This window comes from Rhizobium sp. CCGE 510, from assembly GCF_000292525.1.
Classification (GTDB): domain Bacteria; phylum Pseudomonadota; class Alphaproteobacteria; order Rhizobiales; family Rhizobiaceae; genus Rhizobium.
This window is the reverse complement of the sequence record NZ_AEYF01000005.1, coordinates 1-18,707: the sequence shown is the minus strand read 5'-3', so window position 1 is coordinate 18,707 and position 18,707 is coordinate 1. Positions and strand designations below refer to the sequence as shown.

Annotated in this window: 19 protein-coding genes and 2 pseudogenes; 11 read left to right on the top strand and 10 right to left on the bottom strand. The window is 62.0% G+C overall.

What is annotated here, in order from left to right:
• The first annotated feature begins 155 nt into the window (after positions 1-155).
• On the top strand, positions 156-911 hold the full coding sequence (gene hutC, locus RCCGE510_RS04010) for a histidine utilization repressor (protein WP_007627385.1): 756 nt from the start codon (positions 156-158) through the stop codon (positions 909-911).
• A 33-nt stretch (positions 912-944) separates the two neighbouring features.
• Here the strand turns inward: hutC (RCCGE510_RS04010) and hutC (RCCGE510_RS04005) are convergent, their stop codons facing one another.
• Positions 945-1,667 carry a histidine utilization repressor gene (gene hutC / locus RCCGE510_RS04005; protein ID WP_007627384.1) on the bottom strand — a complete coding sequence of 241 codons (723 nt, stop codon included), beginning with the start codon at positions 1,665-1,667 and terminating at the stop codon, positions 945-947.
• A gap of 60 nt (positions 1,668-1,727) precedes the next feature.
• Positions 1,728-3,074: a formimidoylglutamate deiminase gene (locus RCCGE510_RS04000; protein WP_007627383.1), complete on the bottom strand. Its 1,347-nt coding sequence runs from the start codon at positions 3,072-3,074 to the stop codon at positions 1,728-1,730.
• 122 nt (positions 3,075-3,196) lie between these two features.
• Between RCCGE510_RS04000 and hutI the strand changes: the two genes are divergently transcribed.
• From hutI to RCCGE510_RS03970, 6 genes are all read left to right on the top strand, one after another.
• Positions 3,197-4,456, top strand: a complete 1,260-nt coding sequence (gene hutI / locus RCCGE510_RS03995) for an imidazolonepropionase (RefSeq protein ID WP_037077714.1) — start codon at positions 3,197-3,199, stop codon at positions 4,454-4,456.
• A complete protein-coding gene (gene hutH, locus RCCGE510_RS03990) occupies positions 4,453-5,988 on the top strand; it encodes a histidine ammonia-lyase (protein ID WP_007627381.1) in 1,536 nt (511 codons plus the stop codon). The genes hutI and hutH overlap by 4 nt, the downstream gene beginning before the upstream one ends.
• Before the next feature lie 202 nt (positions 5,989-6,190).
• The gene (hutG, locus tag RCCGE510_RS03985; protein WP_007627378.1) at positions 6,191-6,997 is read left to right on the top strand and encodes an N-formylglutamate deformylase; all 807 of its coding nucleotides are present in this window, start codon (positions 6,191-6,193) and stop codon (positions 6,995-6,997) included.
• 24 nt (positions 6,998-7,021) lie between these two features.
• Positions 7,022-8,695, top strand: a complete 1,674-nt coding sequence (gene hutU, locus RCCGE510_RS03980) for a urocanate hydratase (RefSeq protein ID WP_007627377.1) — start codon at positions 7,022-7,024, stop codon at positions 8,693-8,695.
• Positions 8,696-8,700: 5 nt separating this feature from the next.
• Positions 8,701-9,276, top strand: coding sequence for a HutD family protein (locus RCCGE510_RS03975; protein ID WP_007627371.1), 576 nt, complete (start codon positions 8,701-8,703; stop codon positions 9,274-9,276).
• Between the two features lie 175 nt (positions 9,277-9,451).
• Positions 9,452-10,081, top strand: coding sequence for a DnaJ domain-containing protein (locus tag RCCGE510_RS03970; RefSeq protein WP_007627370.1), 630 nt, complete (start codon positions 9,452-9,454; stop codon positions 10,079-10,081).
• A gap of 30 nt (positions 10,082-10,111) precedes the next feature.
• Here the strand turns inward: RCCGE510_RS03970 and RCCGE510_RS03965 are convergent, their stop codons facing one another.
• Positions 10,112-10,882, bottom strand: a complete 771-nt coding sequence (locus RCCGE510_RS03965) for a helix-turn-helix transcriptional regulator (RefSeq protein WP_037077749.1) — start codon at positions 10,880-10,882, stop codon at positions 10,112-10,114.
• 118 nt (positions 10,883-11,000) lie between these two features.
• On the opposite strand from RCCGE510_RS03965, the gene RCCGE510_RS03955 reads away from it, so the two are divergent.
• Together RCCGE510_RS03955 and RCCGE510_RS03950 are read left to right on the top strand one after the other, a co-directional pair.
• A complete protein-coding gene (locus RCCGE510_RS03955) occupies positions 11,001-12,203 on the top strand; it encodes an MFS transporter (RefSeq protein ID WP_037077712.1) in 1,203 nt (400 codons plus the stop codon).
• Positions 12,200-12,760: a methylated-DNA--[protein]-cysteine S-methyltransferase gene (locus RCCGE510_RS03950; RefSeq protein ID WP_007627366.1), complete on the top strand. Its 561-nt coding sequence runs from the start codon at positions 12,200-12,202 to the stop codon at positions 12,758-12,760. Before RCCGE510_RS03955 ends, RCCGE510_RS03950 begins: the two co-directional genes overlap by 4 nt.
• Before the next feature lie 177 nt (positions 12,761-12,937).
• Here RCCGE510_RS03950 and RCCGE510_RS34645 read toward each other — a convergent pair.
• Positions 12,938-13,027, bottom strand: a pseudogene (locus RCCGE510_RS34645) (DUF899 domain-containing protein); the annotation flags it as partial.
• Here RCCGE510_RS34645 and RCCGE510_RS03945 point away from each other — a divergent pair.
• Positions 13,024-13,488, top strand: a pseudogene (locus tag RCCGE510_RS03945) (J domain-containing protein); the annotation flags it as partial. The pseudogenes RCCGE510_RS34645 and RCCGE510_RS03945 overlap by 4 nt on opposite strands.
• Before the next feature lie 36 nt (positions 13,489-13,524).
• Here RCCGE510_RS03945 and RCCGE510_RS03940 read toward each other — a convergent pair.
• From RCCGE510_RS03940 to RCCGE510_RS03930, 3 genes are all read right to left on the bottom strand, one after another.
• On the bottom strand, positions 13,525-13,962 hold the full coding sequence (locus RCCGE510_RS03940; protein ID WP_007627354.1) for a VOC family protein: 438 nt from the start codon (positions 13,960-13,962) through the stop codon (positions 13,525-13,527).
• A gap of 126 nt (positions 13,963-14,088) precedes the next feature.
• Complete coding sequence (locus tag RCCGE510_RS03935) at positions 14,089-14,790, bottom strand: DUF899 family protein (protein WP_007627352.1); 702 nt, start codon at positions 14,788-14,790, stop codon at positions 14,089-14,091.
• Between the two features lie 512 nt (positions 14,791-15,302).
• Entirely contained in the window at positions 15,303-15,485 is a 183-nt protein-coding gene (locus tag RCCGE510_RS03930) for a hypothetical protein (protein ID WP_007627349.1), read from the bottom strand.
• A gap of 69 nt (positions 15,486-15,554) precedes the next feature.
• Here RCCGE510_RS03930 and RCCGE510_RS03925 point away from each other — a divergent pair, with 69 nt between their 5' ends.
• A complete protein-coding gene (locus RCCGE510_RS03925; RefSeq protein WP_007627347.1) occupies positions 15,555-16,193 on the top strand; it encodes an alpha/beta fold hydrolase in 639 nt (212 codons plus the stop codon).
• On the opposite strand, the gene RCCGE510_RS03920 is transcribed toward RCCGE510_RS03925, so the two are convergent.
• Genes RCCGE510_RS03920 through pcaQ form a run of 3 tightly spaced genes read right to left on the bottom strand, consistent with a single transcriptional unit; the run spans position 16,190 to position 18,345 of the window.
• Complete coding sequence (locus RCCGE510_RS03920) at positions 16,190-16,861, bottom strand: RES family NAD+ phosphorylase (RefSeq protein WP_007627345.1); 672 nt, start codon at positions 16,859-16,861, stop codon at positions 16,190-16,192. The two genes, RCCGE510_RS03925 and RCCGE510_RS03920, sit on opposite strands and share 4 nt — an antisense overlap.
• On the bottom strand, positions 16,858-17,379 hold the full coding sequence (locus tag RCCGE510_RS03915) for an MbcA/ParS/Xre antitoxin family protein (protein ID WP_037077710.1): 522 nt from the start codon (positions 17,377-17,379) through the stop codon (positions 16,858-16,860). The genes RCCGE510_RS03920 and RCCGE510_RS03915 overlap by 4 nt, the downstream gene beginning before the upstream one ends.
• A gap of 57 nt (positions 17,380-17,436) precedes the next feature.
• Complete coding sequence (gene pcaQ, locus RCCGE510_RS03910; protein WP_007627341.1) at positions 17,437-18,345, bottom strand: pca operon transcription factor PcaQ; 909 nt, start codon at positions 18,343-18,345, stop codon at positions 17,437-17,439.
• Between the last annotated feature and the right edge of the window lie 362 nt (positions 18,346-18,707).

The window sequence follows — 18,707 nt, the reverse complement described above, 5'->3', positions numbered from 1 at the left end:
ACCACGGCCGATCTTCGCCGGCTTGCCCTTTCCTGTCCTTTTTATCATTCGGACCGATTGGGAGGTTGTATATGGTACCATATGAGATATTTTGTGATATGCAAGAGGAAAGTCGATTTATGTGGCGAATTCCATTCGTGCAAAAGGAATAGGCAATGAAGCGTTCCGGCGAGATGAAGCGCGAGTTGGCGGAAAATGATAGCACGCCGCTTTATGCCGGCGTCAAGCAGGTGATCCTCGACCGCATCCACAGCGGCGAATGGCCGCCGAAATACCGCGTGCCGTCGGAAAACGAACTGGTCGTCGAGCTCGGCGTCAGCAAGATGACCGCCAACCGGGCGCTGCGCGAACTTGCCAATGAAGGCGAACTCGTCCGCATCCAGGGTGTCGGCTCTTTCGTCGCCGAGCGCAAGGGTTATTCGGCGCTGTTCGAGGTGCGCAACATCGCCGAGGAAATCGCCGAGCGCGGCCATGTCCACGAGGCCTCGGTCATCGTCCTCGCCCAGGAAACAGCCTCTCCGGAGATCGCCGACGCTTTGGAGCTTGCGATCGGCGCGGCGGTCTTCCACTCGCTGATCGTCCACAGCGAAAACGGCGTTCCGGTGCAGATCGAGGACCGTTTCGTCCATCCGGAGGCTGCTCCCGAATATCTCGGCCAGGATTTCACGACGCTGACGCCGAATGCCTATCTGACGGCCGCCGCCCCGCTCAGCGGCTCCGAGCATGTCGTCGAGGCGGCGATGCCGCAGACCTGGGAATGCAAGCTCCTGACCATCCTGAACACCGAGCCGTGCCTGACGATCCGCCGGCGCACATGGTCGGCAAAACAGGTGGTCTCGACCGCCCGCCTCGTCTATCCCGGCTATCGCTACCGGCTCGAAGCGCGCAGCGGCAAGATGTTCGAGGACTGAAAGTCCTCGCCATGTTGTATATGGAACATGGCGTTATTGTGATGCCGGGGTGAAACGCGCCACCAGCGCGTGACGATCGCCGGGATAGGTAAAGCGCACATGCGTTACCGGGCCGGCGCCGCTCCAGGTGCGGCGTTCGACGACGAGGCAGGCGGCGTTGCGGGCGATGTCGAGAACTGCTGCCACTTCGGCATTGGCCGAGACGGCGTGGATCCGGTGTTCGGCCGTGCTCCACGGCACCTGGTTGAGCAGCCAGGGACCCGGCGCCATCGTCAGGAAATCGGCATCGGCGGCTTCCGGGACAGTCGCCAGGCTGATCAGCCGCTCCTCCAGGCAGAAGGGCCGCGCGCCGGCATTGTGGATGCAGACCACCTCGACGACCGAGGACGCCACCGGCAGTTCCAGCCGGCGGCTGTCGTCCGCCTTGGCCTTACGGCTGGTCTTCTTCGAAACAGCATAGGAATAGGGCAGGTTCAGCGACTGCACCTCGGCCTTGATGTCGTGGATTTCGAGGACGGCCGATTGCGCCTGCGGCTGGGTGACGAAGCTGCCGGATTTCTTGCGGCGCTCGATGAGGCCAGCCTTGGCGAGCTGGGTCAGCACCTTGTTCACCGTCATGCGCGAGACGTCGTACTGGGTGGCGAGATCGACCTCGAAGGGGATGCGATGCCCCGGCGGCCATTCGCCCGAGACGATACGGCCCTCGATGTCGCCGAGGATGCGCTGATGCAAGGTGGGATCCCTGCGTTGATTCATCGCCACGTTCCGATTGTTCTCCCGCTCTAGTTCGAATGCTTGCTCATGAAAAGCGCTTTTTCAGACAGCCAGCAATTCGCCCATCGCGGCGAGGAAACGCCGGTCGATGGCGTCACGTTTGAGATGGCGACCACCCTCCACCTGCTTGCGGCCGCGCGCCCAGACGCAATCGACGGAAATGCCGCCGGCAAACAGCCAGTGATCGAGGATCTGGTCGTCGGAGAGATAGGGAACGGCTGATGTATCGAGCGAAACGATATCGGCGTGATGGCCTTCGACGAGACCCGCCGGCGCCTTCAAAGCGGCACCGCCGCCGGCAAGCGCCTGGGTGAACAGGCAAAGCGCCGTCGAACCACCGGGTGCTGCAACGACATTGCGGGCGCGCAGCGGCAGGCGCTGCGAATATTCGAGCTGGCGCAGTTCTTCCGATACCGAGATCAGCACGTTGGAATCCGAGCCGATGCCGTAACGCCCGCCCTCTTCGAGGAAGAGCGGCGCGGCAAAGGCGCCGTCACCGAGATTGGCTTCGGTGATCGGGCAGAGGCCGGCAATCGCCCCGCTTTTCGCCATCCGCCGCGTTTCGTCGTCGGTCATGTGCGTCGCGTGGATCAAGCACCAGCGCTCATCCACCGGCGCATGATCGAGCAGCCATTCCACCGGCCGCGCGCCGGACCAGGCGATGCAGTCTTCGACCTCCTTGAGCTGCTCGGCGACATGGATGTGGATCGGGCCGTCGCCGGCCATCGACACCAGCCTTGCCAACTCGTCGGGGGTTGCGGCACGCAGGCTGTGCGGCGCCAGGCCGAGTTCGGCGCCGTCGAGCCGGCTGGTTACCGCCCGGCATCCCTCCATCAGCCTTTCGAAGCTTTCGAGCGAATTGATGAAACGCCGCTGGCCATCGATCGGCGCAGCACCGCCAAAGCCGGAATGGGCATAGAACACCGGCAGCAGCGTCAGGCCGAGGCCGGTCTCTTCGCTCGCCGCACCGATGCGTTCGGCAAGCTCGGCAATATTGGCGTAAGCGCCGCCATCCCTATCGTGATGGAGATAGTGGAATTCGCCGACGCGGGAAAATCCGGCCTCCAGCATTTCGGCATAGAGCTTGGCGGCAACGGCTTCGACGTGATCCGGCGTCATCGCCAGGGCGAACTTGTACATGACCGTGCGCCAGCTCCAGAAGCTGTCATTGGCCGGGCCGCGCACTTCGGCAAGGCCGGCCATCGCCCGCTGGAAGGCATGGCTGTGCAAGTTTCCCATGGCCGCAACGACAAAAGCATGGCGTTCGTCGCCGGGCTGAGGCGAGACGCCGGCCTCGACCCTGGCGATGCGTCCGGCTTCGAGCGTCAGCCGCACGTCCTTCTGCCAGCCTTGCGGCGTCAGCGCCGTGCCTGCGTGAAGTATGGTCATGACCGTCCCTCTCCTCTTACCGCGCCGTTGCTCTTTCTTTTCCAGAAAAGCGCGCAAAATTTCTCTTGTCACCTGCTTATTATGTATATACATGTTTCGACATAAGGAAAGGCGCAAAGCTGATGACCGGGAACAATTTTTCTGAAGGTACCTCATCCCCAGACGTTCGGCCGGTGCTGTGGCGCAATGCGCGCCTGGCCACGCTTGCGTCTGAGGACGGGCTCGGTATCGTCGAAAAGGGCGCAGTGCTCACCGAAAACGGCCGCATCACCTTTGCCGGCGCCGAAAGCGAGCTGCCGGCTTCCGCCATTGAACGCTCCGACATCGTCGATCTCGAAGGCCGCTGGGTCACGCCCGGCCTCGTCGACTGCCACACCCATATCGTCCACGGCGGCAACCGCGCCCGCGAGTTCGAGATGCGCCTTCAAGGTGCAACCTATGAGGAGATTGCGCGTGCCGGCGGCGGCATCGTCTCCTCGGTGACGGCAACCAATGCGCTCTCGGTCGAAGAACTCGTCAGCGGAGCCCTGCCGCGGCTCGATACGCTGCTTGCCGAAGGCGTGACGACGATCGAGATCAAATCCGGCTATGGGCTGAACCGATCCGGCGAAGTGAAGATGCTGCAAAGTGCCCGCCTGCTCGGTCATGTCAGGCCGGTCCGCGTCGCCACCAGCTACCTCGGCGCCCATGCGACGCCGGTGGAATACAAGGGTCGCAACGGCGATTATCTCGATGATGTCGTGCTGCCCGGCCTCGACGACATGTTCAACCTCGGCCTTGCCGATGCAGTCGACGGCTTCTGCGAAGGCATTGCCTTCTCGACGGCCGAGATCGCCCGGGTTTTCGACAAGGCGAAGGCACTTGGCCTGCCGGTCAAGCTGCATGCCGAGCAGCTCTCCAATCTCGGTGGCGCCAAGCTCGCCGCGTCTTACGGCGCGCTTTCGGCCGATCACCTCGAATATCTCGACGATGATGGCATTGCCGCGATGGCCGCTGCCGGCACCGTCGCCGTGCTGCTGCCCGGCGCCTTCTACGCCATCCACGAGAAGCAGAAGCCGCCGGTGGAGGCGTTGCGCCGGGCCGGCGTGCCGATCGCGATCGCCACCGATTGCAATCCCGGCACCTCGCCGCTGACCTCGATGCTGCTGACCATGAATATGTCGGCGACGCTGTTCGGCCTCACCGTCGAAGAATGCATCGCCGGCGCCACCCGCGAAGGTGCCCGCGCGCTCGGCCTGATCGGCGAGACCGGAACGCTCGAGCCCGGCAAATCCGCCGACCTTGCCGTCTGGAATATCGAAAGCCTGGCCGAGCTCGTCTACCGCATCGGCTTCAATCCGCTTCACGCACGCGTCTTCAAGGGCGAAAGGAACGGTCGATGACCATTACGCTCCACCCAGGTTCCGTCTCCCTCAGGGATTTGGAAATCATCTATTGGACCGGCGAGCCGGCAAGGCTCGATCCCGGCTTCGATGCCGGCATCGCCAAGGCCGCCGCTCGGATCGCCGAGATCGCCGCCGGCAATGCGCCTGTCTACGGCATCAATACCGGCTTCGGCAAACTCGCCTCGATCAAGATCGACAGCGCCGATGTCGCGACGCTGCAGCGTAATCTGATCCTGTCGCATTGCTGCGGCGTCGGCGCGCCGCTGCCTGACAATATCGTCCGGCTGATCATGGCGTTGAAGCTGGTCTCGCTCGGGCGCGGCGCCTCCGGCGTGCGGCTGGAGCTGGTGCGGCTGATCGAGGGCATGCTTGATACGGGCGTTATCCCGCTGATCCCAGAAAAGGGTAGTGTCGGCGCCTCCGGCGACCTTGCACCGCTCGCTCATATGGCGGCGGTGATGATGGGCGAGGCCGAAGCCTTTTTCGCCGGCGAACGCCTCTCGGGTCGGGAAGCCCTGGAACGGGCTGGACTGAAACCGGTGGTGCTCGCCGCCAAGGAAGGCCTGGCGCTGATCAATGGCACCCAGACCTCGACGGCGCTGGCACTGGCCGGCCTCTTCCGCGCCCATCGCGCCGCGCAGACGGCGCTGATCACCGGCGCCATGTCCACCGACGCCGCCATGGGCTCTTCGGCACCCTTCCATCCGGATATCCACACATTGCGCGGCCACAAGGGCCAGATCGACACGGCATCGTCGCTTCGCGCCCTGCTCGAAAACTCCGTCATTCGCCAGAGCCATATCGAGGGCGACGAGCGCGTGCAGGATCCCTATTGCATCCGCTGCCAGCCGCAGGTCGACGGCGCCTGCCTCGATCTGCTGCGCTCGGTCGCCCGCACCTTGGAAATCGAAGCCAACGCAGTCACCGACAACCCGCTGGTCCTGTCCGACAATTCTATCGTCTCTGGCGGCAATTTCCACGCCGAACCCGTCGCCTTCGCCGCCGACCAGATCGCGCTGGCCGTCTGCGAGATCGGCGCGATTTCGCAGCGCCGCATCGCGCTGCTGGTCGACCCCACCCTCTCCTACGGTCTGCCGGCCTTCCTCGCCAAGAAGCCTGGCCTGAACTCCGGGCTGATGATTGCCGAGGTTACCTCGGCGGCGCTGATGTCGGAGAACAAGCAGATGTCGCACCCGGCCTCGGTCGATTCGACCCCGACCTCGGCCAACCAGGAAGACCATGTCTCGATGGCCTGCCACGGCGCCCGCCGTCTGCTCGGCATGACCGAAAATCTGTTCGCCATCATCGGCATCGAAGCGCTGACCGCCGCGCAAGGCGTCGAACTGCGAGCACCGCTGGCGACCAGCCCCGAGCTTTTGAAAGCGATCGCCGCGATCCGCGCTAAAGTTCCAAGCCTCGATAGTGACCGCTACATGGCCAATGACCTCGCTGCCGCCGCCGAACTGGTGGCGACGGGTGCGCTGAACGGCGCTGTTTCATCGGGCATTCTGCCGGTTCTGGAGGGTTGATCGTGATGGATGTGCGCTTGGCACCCCCCTCTGCCCTGCCGGGCATCTCCCCCACAAGGGGGGAGATCGACTCGCGGGTAGAATCTCGCCAAACAATTCGTGTTGGAATGAGCGGGTTCCCCCAGCTGATCTCCCCCCTTGTGGGGGAGATGTCCGGCAGGACAGAGGGGGGTAACGCCCCCAACGCCGGAGCGCTTTGCCCATGAGCGCCCCTGTCTTCGAAATCCATCGGGGCACCTCCCCCGTCATCCTCGCCTTCCCCCACACCGGCACCGACGTGCCGGCGGAGATTGCAGATCGCCTCAACGACAACGGTCGGATCCTCGCCGATACCGACTGGCACATCCACCAGCTCTATGACGGGCTGCTCTACGATGTGACGGTGGTGCGCGCCACCTTCCACCGCTACGTCATCGACGCCAACCGCGATCCTGCCGGCGTCAGCCTCTACCCCGGCCAGAACACCACCGGCCTCATTCCCGAGACGGACTTCGACGGCAAGGCGATCTGGAAGGACGGTCAGGCGCCCGATGCAGCCGACATCGCCGCGCGGCTGCGGGATTTTCATGCGCCCTATCACGCCGCCCTTGCCGCCGAGATCGAGCGCGTCAGGGCAATCCATGGCGTGGCGATCCTTTACGACTGCCACTCGATCCGCTCTCACATTCCCTTCCTGTTCGAAGGCAAGCTACCGGATTTCAACATCGGCACCGATATGGGCAGGACCTGCGACAGCGCCATCGAGCAGGCGACGCTGACAGTCGTCGAAGCCGCCGAAGGCTACGATAGCGTGCTCAACGGCCGCTTCAAAGGCGGCTGGACGACCCGCCATTATGGCCGGCCGGAGGCCGACGTGCATGCGATCCAGATGGAGCTTGCGCAGTCGACGCATCTGCAGACCGAGACGCCGCCCTTCTTCTACGACACCGCCAAGGCGGACAGACTTCGCGTCCATCTCAAAAATATTCTGGTGCGCATCGAGCAAATTGCGCCAGACCTGAAACGATAACGATCACTCGACAGGGGAACCGCTATGACCAATCCACGTCACAATATCCGCGAAATCCGCGCGCCCCGCGGCAATGAACTCAATGCCAAGAGCTGGATGACCGAAGCGCCGCTGCGCATGCTGATGAACAATCTCGATCCCGACGTTGCGGAAAATCCGAATGAGCTCGTCGTTTACGGCGGCATCGGCCGCGCCGCCCGCACCTGGGAAGATTTCGACCGCATCGTCGCGACGCTGAAGACGCTGACGGAAGAGGAAACGCTGCTCGTTCAATCCGGCAAGCCGGTCGGCGTCTTCCGCACCCACAAAGACGCGCCGCGGGTGCTGATCGCCAATTCCAACCTGGTGCCGCATTGGGCGACCTGGGATCATTTCAACGAGCTGGATAAAAAGGGCCTTGCCATGTACGGCCAGATGACGGCCGGCTCGTGGATCTATATCGGCACGCAGGGCATCGTCCAGGGCACCTACGAGACCTTCGTCGAGGCCGGTCGTCAGCATTATGGCGGCAATCTCAAGGGCAAATGGATCCTGACCGGCGGCCTTGGCGGCATGGGCGGCGCCCAGCCGCTGGCCGCCGTCATGGCCGGCGCCTGCTGCCTGGCCGTCGAATGCAATCCCGACTCGATCGATTTCCGTCTGCGCACCCGCTATGTCGACGCCAAGGCCGAGACGCTCGACGAAGCGCTCGAGATGATCGACCGCTGGACCAAATCAGGCGAAGCCAAATCCGTCGGCCTGCTCGGCAATGCCGCCGAAATCCTGCCGGAAATGGTCCGCCGCGGCATCCGCCCCGACATGGTCACCGACCAGACCTCCGCCCATGACCCGATCAACGGTTACCTGCCGAAAGGCTGGACGATGGCCGAGTGGAAGGCAAAGCGCGAGAGCGATCCGAAGGCCGTGGAAAAAGCTGCACGCGCCTCGATGCGTGAACATGTCGAAGCGATGATCGCTTTCTGGGACGCCGGTATTCCGACACTCGACTATGGCAACAATATCCGCCAGGTCGCCAAGGAAGAAGGCTTGGAAAACGCCTTCGCTTTCCCGGGCTTCGTGCCGGCCTATATCCGCCCGCTGTTTTGCCGCGGCATCGGCCCCTTCCGCTGGGCCGCCCTTTCCGGCGATCCGGAGGATATCTACAAGACCGATGCCAAGGTGAGGGAACTGACCCCCGGCAATACCCACCTGCACAACTGGCTCGACATGGCCAGGGAGCGCATCGCCTTCCAGGGCCTGCCGGCGCGCATCTGCTGGGTCGGCCTCGGCGACCGTCACCGCCTGGCTCTCGCCTTCAATGAAATGGTCAGAAGCGGCGAGCTTTCCGCTCCGATCGTCATCGGCCGCGATCACCTCGATTCCGGCTCCGTCGCCTCGCCGAACCGCGAAACGGAAGCGATGAAGGACGGCTCCGACGCTGTCTCCGATTGGCCGCTGCTGAATGCCCTGCTCAACACGGCGTCGGGCGCCACCTGGGTGTCGCTGCATCATGGCGGCGGCGTCGGTATGGGCTTCTCGCAGCACTCGGGCGTCGTCATTTGCGCCGACGGCACCGACGACGCGGCAAAGCGTCTCGAGCGGGTGCTCTGGAACGACCCGGCAACCGGCGTCATGCGCCACGCCGACGCGGGCTATGACATCGCCCTCGACTGCGCCAAGGAAAAGGGCCTGCGCCTGCCCGGCATTCTCGGGAACTGAGCTCGATGAAAATCCTGCGCGCCGGCGATCACAAGCGCATGCCGTGGAAGAACGGCAAGGGAGAGACGGTGGAGATCGCCGTCTTTCCGCCTGACGCTTCGGTCAATGATTTCGACTGGCGCATCAGTATGGCAACGGTCGCAGCGGACGGCCCGTTTTCGATCTTTGCCGGCGTCGACCGGACGCTGGCAATCCTTGACGGCAACGGCATGGTGCTCGATATCGAAGGCAGCCAGCCGGTGCTGCTGACGAGCGCGAGCGATCCGCTGGCTTTTGCGGCGGATATCCCTGTCGATGCCAGGCTCGAGAACGGAGCGATCACCGACCTCAACGTCATGACGCGCCGAAACGGGCTTGCCCACACGCTGATCAGGATCGACCTCGCGGGCGCCAGGACCGTGCCGCTGGCGTCGTCGACATGCCTGTTTCTCTGCCACCGCGGGGCACTATCGTTCCGGTGGCATGGCGAGACCGGCGCGCTTGCGGCCGGCGACGCGCTGCTGATTGAGGATGCGGCCGGAACCGCGCTGGAAATCGACGGCGAAGCAAGATCTTATCTCGCCTCGGTCACCATACGCTGATTTTTGCGCAACACGCTGAAAAGTTTAAACAATCTGGCCGAAAACAAAGCATCCGCATCGACGATCTGCATCTCAGGCCATGGACGTCATTCCTGGTTTCGGTCTAAACTTTGCCCTTCTGATGCAGAAGAAGACCTAGACCGCCCACGACGTGCTGGGTGGCAAGGGAGCAGGCGTGACGGATCCATACGATATTCTCGGCGTTAAACGCGATGCGGACGAGGCGCAGCTGAAGGCCGCCTATCGGCGTCATGCAAAAATTGCCCATCCTGATTCAGGCGGTGATTCGGAAGCCTTTGCCCATCTGCAGAAAGCCTATGAGCTGCTTCTCGATCCGGTCCGGCGCAAAGTCTACGACGATACCGGCTACGACGTCGAATTCGCCGATGCCGCCGAGCTGCAGGCGCTTGTCATGATCGAGAAGCTCGTCACCGATGCGGTGCTCGACGAGCGCGTGCCCGGAAGTTTCGATCCCGTCGCCGTCATGCAGGACAGCCTTTCCGAGGAACTGCGCAAGGCGCGGTTCAGCAAGAGCGAGCTGGAACGCCACGCCTCGCGCATCGGCCTGCATCTGGAGCGGCTCGAAAAACAATCCGGCCGAGATGTGCTCGCGCACATGTTCCGCGCCCGCATCGAAGCGATCGGCAAGGCGGTCGCGGAAACCGAGGCGAAGATCAAGGCAGCCGAACGCGCCGCCGACATGCTCGCCGGCTATATCTACGACATCGACCCGCCGCCGCTGCCGGATGCCGCGGTCGCCAACATCGAATGGGCCGAGACATCGAGAAGCCGCTCCACCGGCTGAAGGAGCAATCTGGCCGGGGGTGACCGGAAATCAGCGCAGCCCAAGGTATGCCAATGGCGGTTTGCCGAACGCACGTTTAAACATGATCGTAAACGCGGCCGGGTTCTCGTATCCCAATTCCATCGCCACTGAGGTCACGGATTGACCGGCGGAGAGTTGTGGCAAAGCTGAAAGAAGACAGGCCTGTTGCCGCCACCCGACAAAACTCAACCCGGTCTGCTGTCGGAAAATGCGTGTGAAGGCACGCCGGCTCATCCCAAGGTCCCTGCTCCAGTCATCGGTCGTCTGATGAATGTTTGGCTGTCCCACGAACTCCCGGCACTTTTTGGCCAAGCGTTCGTCCGATGGAAACGGCAGTGACAAAGGCAGACTCGGCAGCCGTTCCATCTCGTATAGCGTTAGATCCATCAGTGCCTGACTGCGACCGTCGGCTTCCATATCGAGAGAAAGCCCCGTCACTTCGCCTATCAGACTCCGCATGAAAGAAGTGATCTCAAGAACCTGGCAGTGTACTGGCATAGCGTCTGCGCGGTCGGTTTCGACATAAAGGCTCTGCATTCGGACCAGACCCACCGCGCGAACGCTATGCCGCACGCCCGCTGGGATCCACATACCACGATGCGGCGGCATCACCCATTTTCCTTCCGGTGTGGTCAGGACAATGAGGCCTGAGGTCGCGTTCATAAGCTGGCCGCGTCGATGTTCGTGGGGCTCTATCAAAAACCCGTCGGCGTAATCGTGGCCCAGCCCGATTACCGGCCGGGGAAGGTGATCAACCTTATCGATGCGAGGACTGCGCATGCCATGGCCCACTTTCGTAACATTGAGGCCCAACATCGGTGGATGGGTATCGAACCGAGCCTTAAACTGGACTGCACGATGGGGCAACCGCTCCACTCTTCGCTATCGAGGTTGTTGAATGTCGATTGCTACGTCACCGCCCATTAAAACCGAAGCGGCAGTCTTCTCGGTTCTGGGTGCAGCCAGCTTATGTCATTTTCTAAATGACATGATGCAGGCTCTGCTTCCTGCCGTTTACCCGATCTTGCAAAGCAATTTTACGCTTTCGTTCGCGCAAATCGGAATGCTGACTCTCGTCTACAACCTGACGGCGTCAATTCTGCAGCCGTTCATTGGGGCATATACAGATCGGCGGCCTATGCCGTATTCACTCCCAGTCGGCATGGCATCTTCCATGTTAGGCCTCATCACCCTTGCCTATGCCCCAAGTTACGAGGTGCTGCTTGCGGGCGGGGTATTGCTGGGGCTTGGCTCATCGATCTTTCATCCGGAAACCTCCCGGATAGCTCGTCTGGCTTCAGGTGGTTCGCACGGCCTGGCACAATCCCTGTTTCAGGTCGGCGGCAATTTCGGGTCAGCTGTGGGCCCGCTCGCTGCGGCGTTCATAATCCTTCCGCGGGGGCAAGACGGCCTTGCATGGTTCGCTCTGGCTGCGTTGGCAGGCATGATTATCCTGACGGCTCTGGGTCGCTGGTACAAACAGAATGGCCACGCGGAACGCCCGAAAGCTGGCGCTGTGGTTCGACACTCGACCGTTTCCCGAAAAAAAGTGTTGGCCGTCATGGCGGTGCTGATTGCTCTGCTGTTTTCGAAATACATCTACCTCGCCGCCTTCACGAGCTATTACATCTTCTACCTGATGGAAAAGTTCGGCTTGAGCACTCGGGATGCACAGCTTTACCAGTTTGTGTTCTTCGGGGCGGTTGCGGCCGGCACGATCGCTGGCGGGCCGATCGGCGACAGGCTCGGCCGGAAACTGGTGATTTGGGTTTCCATTCTAGGGGTTCTTCCCTTCACTCTGGTTCTTCCACACGTCGGTCTTGTCCCGACAGTTGCCTTGAGCGCTATCATAGGTTTCGTCCTCGCTTCCGCGTTTCCGGCGATCGTTGTCTATGGGCAGGAGCTGATGCCAGGCCGGGTTGGAATGGTTTCCGGGCTGTTCTTCGGATTCATTTTCGGGATTGGTGGTATCGGCGCGGCGATGCTTGGCGCATTGGCTGACTGGAAGGGCATAGTTTTCGTATTCGATATCTGCGCCTTCCTTCCGGCGATCGGCATCCTCACCATTTTCCTCCCGAATGTGCGGGAAATCAAAGCATGATGCCGGCGAACTCTCATGGCGGCACTGTGAAAAAGGTAACACTTCTCACCGAGCATCTGAGCACACCTATCGGAACCCTCATCCTTTTCAGTGAGGAAGACGGGACACTTCGTCTGGCGGATTGGGAAGATCTGTCGGAGCGGATGAACAAGCTTTTGATCCGCCATTTCGGCATCAATGGCTTGATAAACCGAGCCATCAACCAGCGAAGCCCGTCCCACGAAGCCCTGGAGGCCTATTTTGATGGTGACCTCAACGCCCTTGCAAACGTACGCGTGAAAACCAGCGGAACCCCATTTCAGATCAAGGTGTGGGAGCAACTTTGTCTGATTCCGCCTGGTTCAACGATCAGCTACGCAGAGCTTGCCCTCCGCGTCGGGAATCCGGCCGGTACCCGGGCAGTGGGCGCGGCGAATGGAGCGAACTTCATAAACATCGTCGTCCCGTGCCATAGGGTGATCGGATCCGATGCCTCATTGACGGGGTATGGGAGCGGCCTTTCGCGCAAAAGATGGCTCCTCGATCATGAAAACGGAGCAAAGCTTCTCTTCGTTTGAACAGACCGGTTTAGCGACATGTGCCTAACAGCCTCTTTGATCCCGGGGAGGCACTCCATTCTCCCCCAACTGGGGAGCGCCACCGGTGCTCCCCTTTTTTGCTTAAAATGAAAATATCGCCTTGTTGGCAAGACACAGGTGTCCCTCACCAGTTCCTGTCCATGGGTCCGTCGGAACTCAGGAAGACAGTTTCGGATACCAGTCCGGCGCCCGGCCCTCTGGAGTGCAATCGAGCACCGTCCAGAGCGGCATCAGGTCAGGCGCGCCGCAAAGTCTACGACGATACCGGCTACGACGTCGAATTCGCCGATGCCGCCGAGCTGCAGGCGCTTGTCATGATCGAGAAGCTCGTCACCGATGCGGTGCTCGGCGAGCGCGCACCTGGAAGTTTCGATCCCGTCGCCGTCATGCAGGACAGCCTCTCCGAGGAACTGCGTAAGGCGCGGTTCAGCAAGAGCGAACTGGAGCGCCATGCCTCGCGCATCGGGCTGCATCTGGAACGGCTCGGCAAACACTCCGGCCGCGATGTCCTCGCCCATATGTTCCGCGCCCGCGTCGAGGCGATTTCGAAGGCAGTCGCGGAAACCGAGGCGAAGATCAAGGCAGCCGAATGCGCCGCCGACATGCTCGCCGGCTATATCTACGACATCGATCCGCCACCGCTGCCGGATGCCGCGGTCGCCAACATCGAATGGGCAGAGACATCGAGAAACCGCTCCACCGGCTGACGGCGGCCGGCGCCTGGAGATGTCGGCCTATTGCGCTCAGCTGAGTTCTTGGGCAAGGCCGATGAGAATCCCTTCCGGCCCACGAATATAGCAGAGCCGGTACGCGTCCTTATACTGGACGAGTTCGCCGACAAGCTGCGCGCCGCACGCGCGGAGCCTGTCAAGCGTCTCGTCGATATCATCGACGGTGAACATGACGCGAAGGTAGCCTAAGGCGTTGACCGGCGCGTTCCGATGATCTGCGATGACATCAGGAGCGAGGAAGCGGGAGAGTTCGACCCGGCTGTGTCCATCCGGTGTGCGCATCATGGCAATCTCGACATGCTGATCGCCCAGTCCGGTGATACGTCCGGCCCATTCTCCTTCGATCTCGGCCCGCCCTTCGAGCTCGAGGCCGAGTACGCGAAAGAAATCAACCGCCGCTGTGAGGTCTTCGACGACGATTCCGACGTTGTCCATTCGCTTGAGCGCCATGTTTCCAATCTCCAATGTGTCGACTACTCTTCTTCCTGACGGCGGCCATCCGGGCCGTCTCATGTCCGCATCGGAAGCTCGAATCATGGGCTGCCTCGAACAGCCAGCCCGTTTTCAAACGGTCCCTTAGTAAGACAGTTTCGGATACCAATCCGGCGCCCGGCCCTCTGGCGTGCAATCGAGCACCGTCCAGAGCGGCATCAGGTCAGGCGCGCCGCGCGGATCCTCGCCGGGATCGGCGGTCACTCCGCCCATTTCCCCGCTCCAGAAATGGCGAATAGTGCCATCGCGCCGCGTGAAAACGTTGAAGGCAGCGTCATCGCCGCCGCCCCTGCCGATGGCGTGATAGTCGCGGCTGTAATCCCTCGTCATGTCGGAATAAAGCGGCAGGTGGTGCCAGCCGCGTTCCTTCTTGAAGGCAAGCAGCCTGCCGATCGGCGAAAGCGCGACAACCGCCAGTGCAGCGCGCTGCTGGATATCAGGCACCTCGCCATCCCAGGCCGACAGCAGCGAGGTGCACATCGGGCATGGGCGCTCACGCTCCGGGCCGAACATGTAGCTGTAGATGATCAGCGTGTCCTTGTCGGCGAAGAGTTCGGCAAAGGATATCGGTCCGTCGGCACCCTCGAAGTGGTATTCCTTCGTCACCTCGCCGCCTGGCGGCAGTGCCCGGCGCTGTACCGCCACCCGCTCGATATGACGGCGCAATTCGATCTCTTCGGTGAGCAGCGCGTCGCGGGCGCTGCGATAGGCCTCGCTCTCATTGGGGAACCGAACACCGTTCCTCGCCGCAAGCACGGCGGCGGATACCAGATACTGACTATCCATGACCTTCCTCCTTGTTGGCCGCGCGTCTTTTCTGACGCGCAAATAATGTGCTGAGCCGCAAAGGAAATGGCAGCACATCGTTGGAATGACGAACGGCAGATGCGAAAATCGACAGCGCCACCTAAAAAAACGCGGAATAAAAATCCCACTTCGGAATCCCGAAATTCCGCCGCTTCGGGATTCCGAAATCCGCCGCGTTTTCGCGCGGTGTGGTCGCCAGGAATGTGTAATGATTTCAATCCCGCAACCAATTTCGGGATTCCGAAGTGCTATATAGATTATGGTGGGAGTTCCCGATCGTCTCCGTCACGACGAAAGCGGAACCCCAATCTGCCTTGTGTCTGAAAGCAAAAAGGGCGCTCGACCCTTGCGGGGAGCGCCCTTATCCTGTCGGACAGCGAACGGTTCGACGACGTCGATACCACGCGCATCCATTTTTCAGGCAGGAGCGGTATATGGACCCTTCCGGCTGGGGTTTCAAGGGACGGCCTGTACGGTAATCGAAGCAATCGCTAAAACGCCACTCCGGTGACTGGGTTGACCACCGGCCGTTCGCTTTTGTCGCTCGCTCCGGCCGGCTGCACCGTCGGTGGCGCCATCGATTCAGCGTCGGCGGGCTCCGGCTTCTCGGGAACGGCGCTGACATCCTTGGGTCGACGCTGCTCGGGCTTTACGTTTTCGTCATTCGTCGACATTGTCTGTCTCCTTTCAGGTAAGAAGTCACGGCCGTCGACATGGTTCCGATGACGGATGGAGGATTGCCGATGCTGGACAGGTTTCTGCTGCAGGGGCCGCAGGATGCGCGCTTCACCATCCTGCTGGCGCATGGCGCCGGCGCCCCGATGGATTCGGCATCAATGACGGCGGCGGCGATAGCGCTCGCTGCAGTCGGCTTCCGTGTCGTCAGGTTCGAATTCGCCTACATGGCCGCGCGCCGCACCGGGGGCCGCAAGCCGCCGCCGCGCGCCGAAACGCTCAATCCCGAATATCATGCGGCCATTACCGAGCTCGGCGCCAGCGGCCCTCTTATCATCGGCGGCAAGTCGATGGGCGGCCGGGTCGCCAGCATGGTTGCAGACGACCTCTACCGTCAGCAAAAGATCGCCGGGCTGCTCTGCCTCGGCTATCCCTTTCATCCACCCGGCCAGCCGGAGAAGCTGCGCACCGCCCATCTCAAGGGGCTGACGACGCCTGCTTTAATCTGCCAGGGAACGCGCGACGAATTCGGTACGCGAGACGAGGTGCCGGGCTACGACCTATCCGACAGGATCGAGATGCTGTGGCTCGAGGACGGCGATCACGACCTCAAGCCGCGCAAGACGATCTCCGGTTTTTCCAGCGCCGATCACCTTGCCACGATGGCCAAGGCGGTAAAGGCATGGGCCGAACGCCTCGTCATCTAGGGTGCAAGCTTCCTGACATCGATGCGCCGGTCCGTGGCGGAAACGGTGATCTCGAAGTGATCGGCCTGTACCACATCGCGAATATTGCGCGGCCGGTGCGCGGCAACGTTGACGCCGCCTCTCAGCCGAACGCTGTCATAGAGGATGCCGACGCCGCCACTCGCACGCACCCCTTCGCCCAAGACCTGCGACGCTGCATAACTCGTGCCGTCATAGACATCGGGCCGCAGCGTCTGTTCGCCGCGAATGTCGAGATAGTCGCCAATCAGGGTGGCGGCGTAGCTTCGATAGGTGCGCGCCATCGTCGCCACACCGCGCGCGACAGCTTCACGCCGGAGATGATGGCCGACCTCGGCGGCGGCCGTGTGGAGATGGTCGGCGGCGTACCAGGCACCGAGATCCGGGCCGTTGAACCGCATTCCTCCCGGCGCGACATGCAGGAATGCCGCCATGACGATGCTGGCGTTCGGCATGCCATAAACCCATTCATCTTCGGGAAGCCTGTGGATGCGGTCGGCAACGAGACGATCGTTGGTCCAGCCGGCCAGATCCATCACGGCTTCGAGATCGGCCGCCCGTGTCACCGTCTCGAAAAGCCCGATCGGCGGAAATTGCGACGGGATCAGCCGGTATGACGGACGCGGCGCCTCTGCAAAACGATCGCTCACCGGAAGACGATGTCCGTATCTTCGTAGGGCGTGAAGGCTTCGTCGAGCATATTCGGCTGCATGTAGAGACCACCGCGGGCGCCGTCGAGAAACCGCCGGACGGTCATCAACCCGTCCTGGGTCCCGCTGGTCACGATCTCAAGCGGCGGATGGCCGCCGAAAACCGGCGCCTGGTGCGGCGTGCGTAGCCAGGCGACGCCGGCGTGTTCATCGGAAAAAAGCACGCCGAGCGCCTGATGGATGCCGAGCACGGCTGAGATGCGGGTCAGCGTATCGACATCGAGCGTGAAAGCGCCATGCTCGCGCGCCTGTTTGGCCCAATTGTGGTAGGTCGACCGGGAGGGATAACCGAGCATGAGCAGACGCTGCTCCTCGCTCAGCCCCCAGAGATCGGCGATCGCCAGAAAGGTTCGCAGGGCCGGGGCGCTCAACCTCTTGCGGTTTGCCGGAGCAAACCGCTCCATTTCCAGCCGCTGTGGCCCCTGGTCTTCCCGTTGCTCCCGTCGCGCCTGCTGCATGAAAGCCTCCTGTCTTGAATTAGACATAGTTCAAATTTGGGCATTCATCAAGCGAATTTAAAGAGCCGCCTCGCGGATCGTCTGCATCAGGATCGATTGCGGCAGCGACGGCACGGCATCGGCGCGCATCGTCAACCCGACCGGCCCTTTGGTCTCGCCGGTATCGACCGGCAGAAGCGCCAGCCGCCCGTCGGCGACATCGCCGGCCACGACGCCGTTGGATATGATCCAGATCGCGTCGCTCGAGCGAAGGAAAGCGCGGCCGAAGGCATCCGACACCGTCTCAATCTGGTTCGGCAGGCTGGAGACGCCGTTGGCGATGAGGAAGTTTTCGACCACCGGCCGGATGATCGAACCCCGGGTCGGCATCAGTACCGTGTAGTCGCCGAGACCTGAAAACAAAGATTGCCTGCCGTCGAGCAGCGGGTGGCCGCCGCGCACGGCAAACACCACCTGCTCGGAATAGAGATGCTCGAAGGAAAAGCCCGCCATCTTCTCCGCCCCGGCCAAGCGTCCGACGACAACATCGAGATCGCCGACGCGAAGCTGCTCCAGCAGCACCGCATTCTCGCCGGTGACGATCTTCACCCGGCTCCAGGTCCTCTCTTTGAGGAAGAGTTCCATCGCCCGCGGCATGATGCGCGACGACACCGTCGGCAGCGCCCCGATCCGGATCGGCGGCGCATCGGAAAACTGCTCCTGCGAGACGGAATCGAGACCCTGGCGCAGCGCCGTCAGCGCCGCTCCGGCATGGCGCAGAAAGACTTCGCCGTAGCGGGTGATCTTGATACCGCGGCCATCGCGCTCGAACACGTCGACACCCAGCGCCTGTTCCAGTTCGCGGATCGTCTTGGTGACCGCCGGCTGGCTGACATGCAGCAATTCGGCTGCCTTCATGACGCTCTTTTGCCGCGCCACCTCGACAAAGGTCTGCAGATGGCGAAACTTGACGCGGCTGTCGATCATCGCTCACATAACTCCAGGGTTATCGAAAGGCCGAAAAATATCATTTTACTTAACCGGATCAACCGGTCAGTTTTGCTGTCGGAGTATTGCTGGTTGGATGGGCGAGTTTGGCGAGAAGCTTACCTCACTCTCCGTTATCCTCGGGCTTGACCCGAGGATCCATGCCACGGCTGCAGGTGAGTGCCGCGTGGATGCTCGGCTCAAGGCCGAGCATGACGGAGGGTGCCAATGCCCCTCACCCTAACCCTCTCCCCGCAAGCGGGGCGAGGGGACGAGCCAAACGTAGCGTTGAGGTTGACGGAGACGGTGCGGCATATCTCCTTCTCCCCGCTGGCGGGGAGAAGGTTGCGGCAGCCGGATGA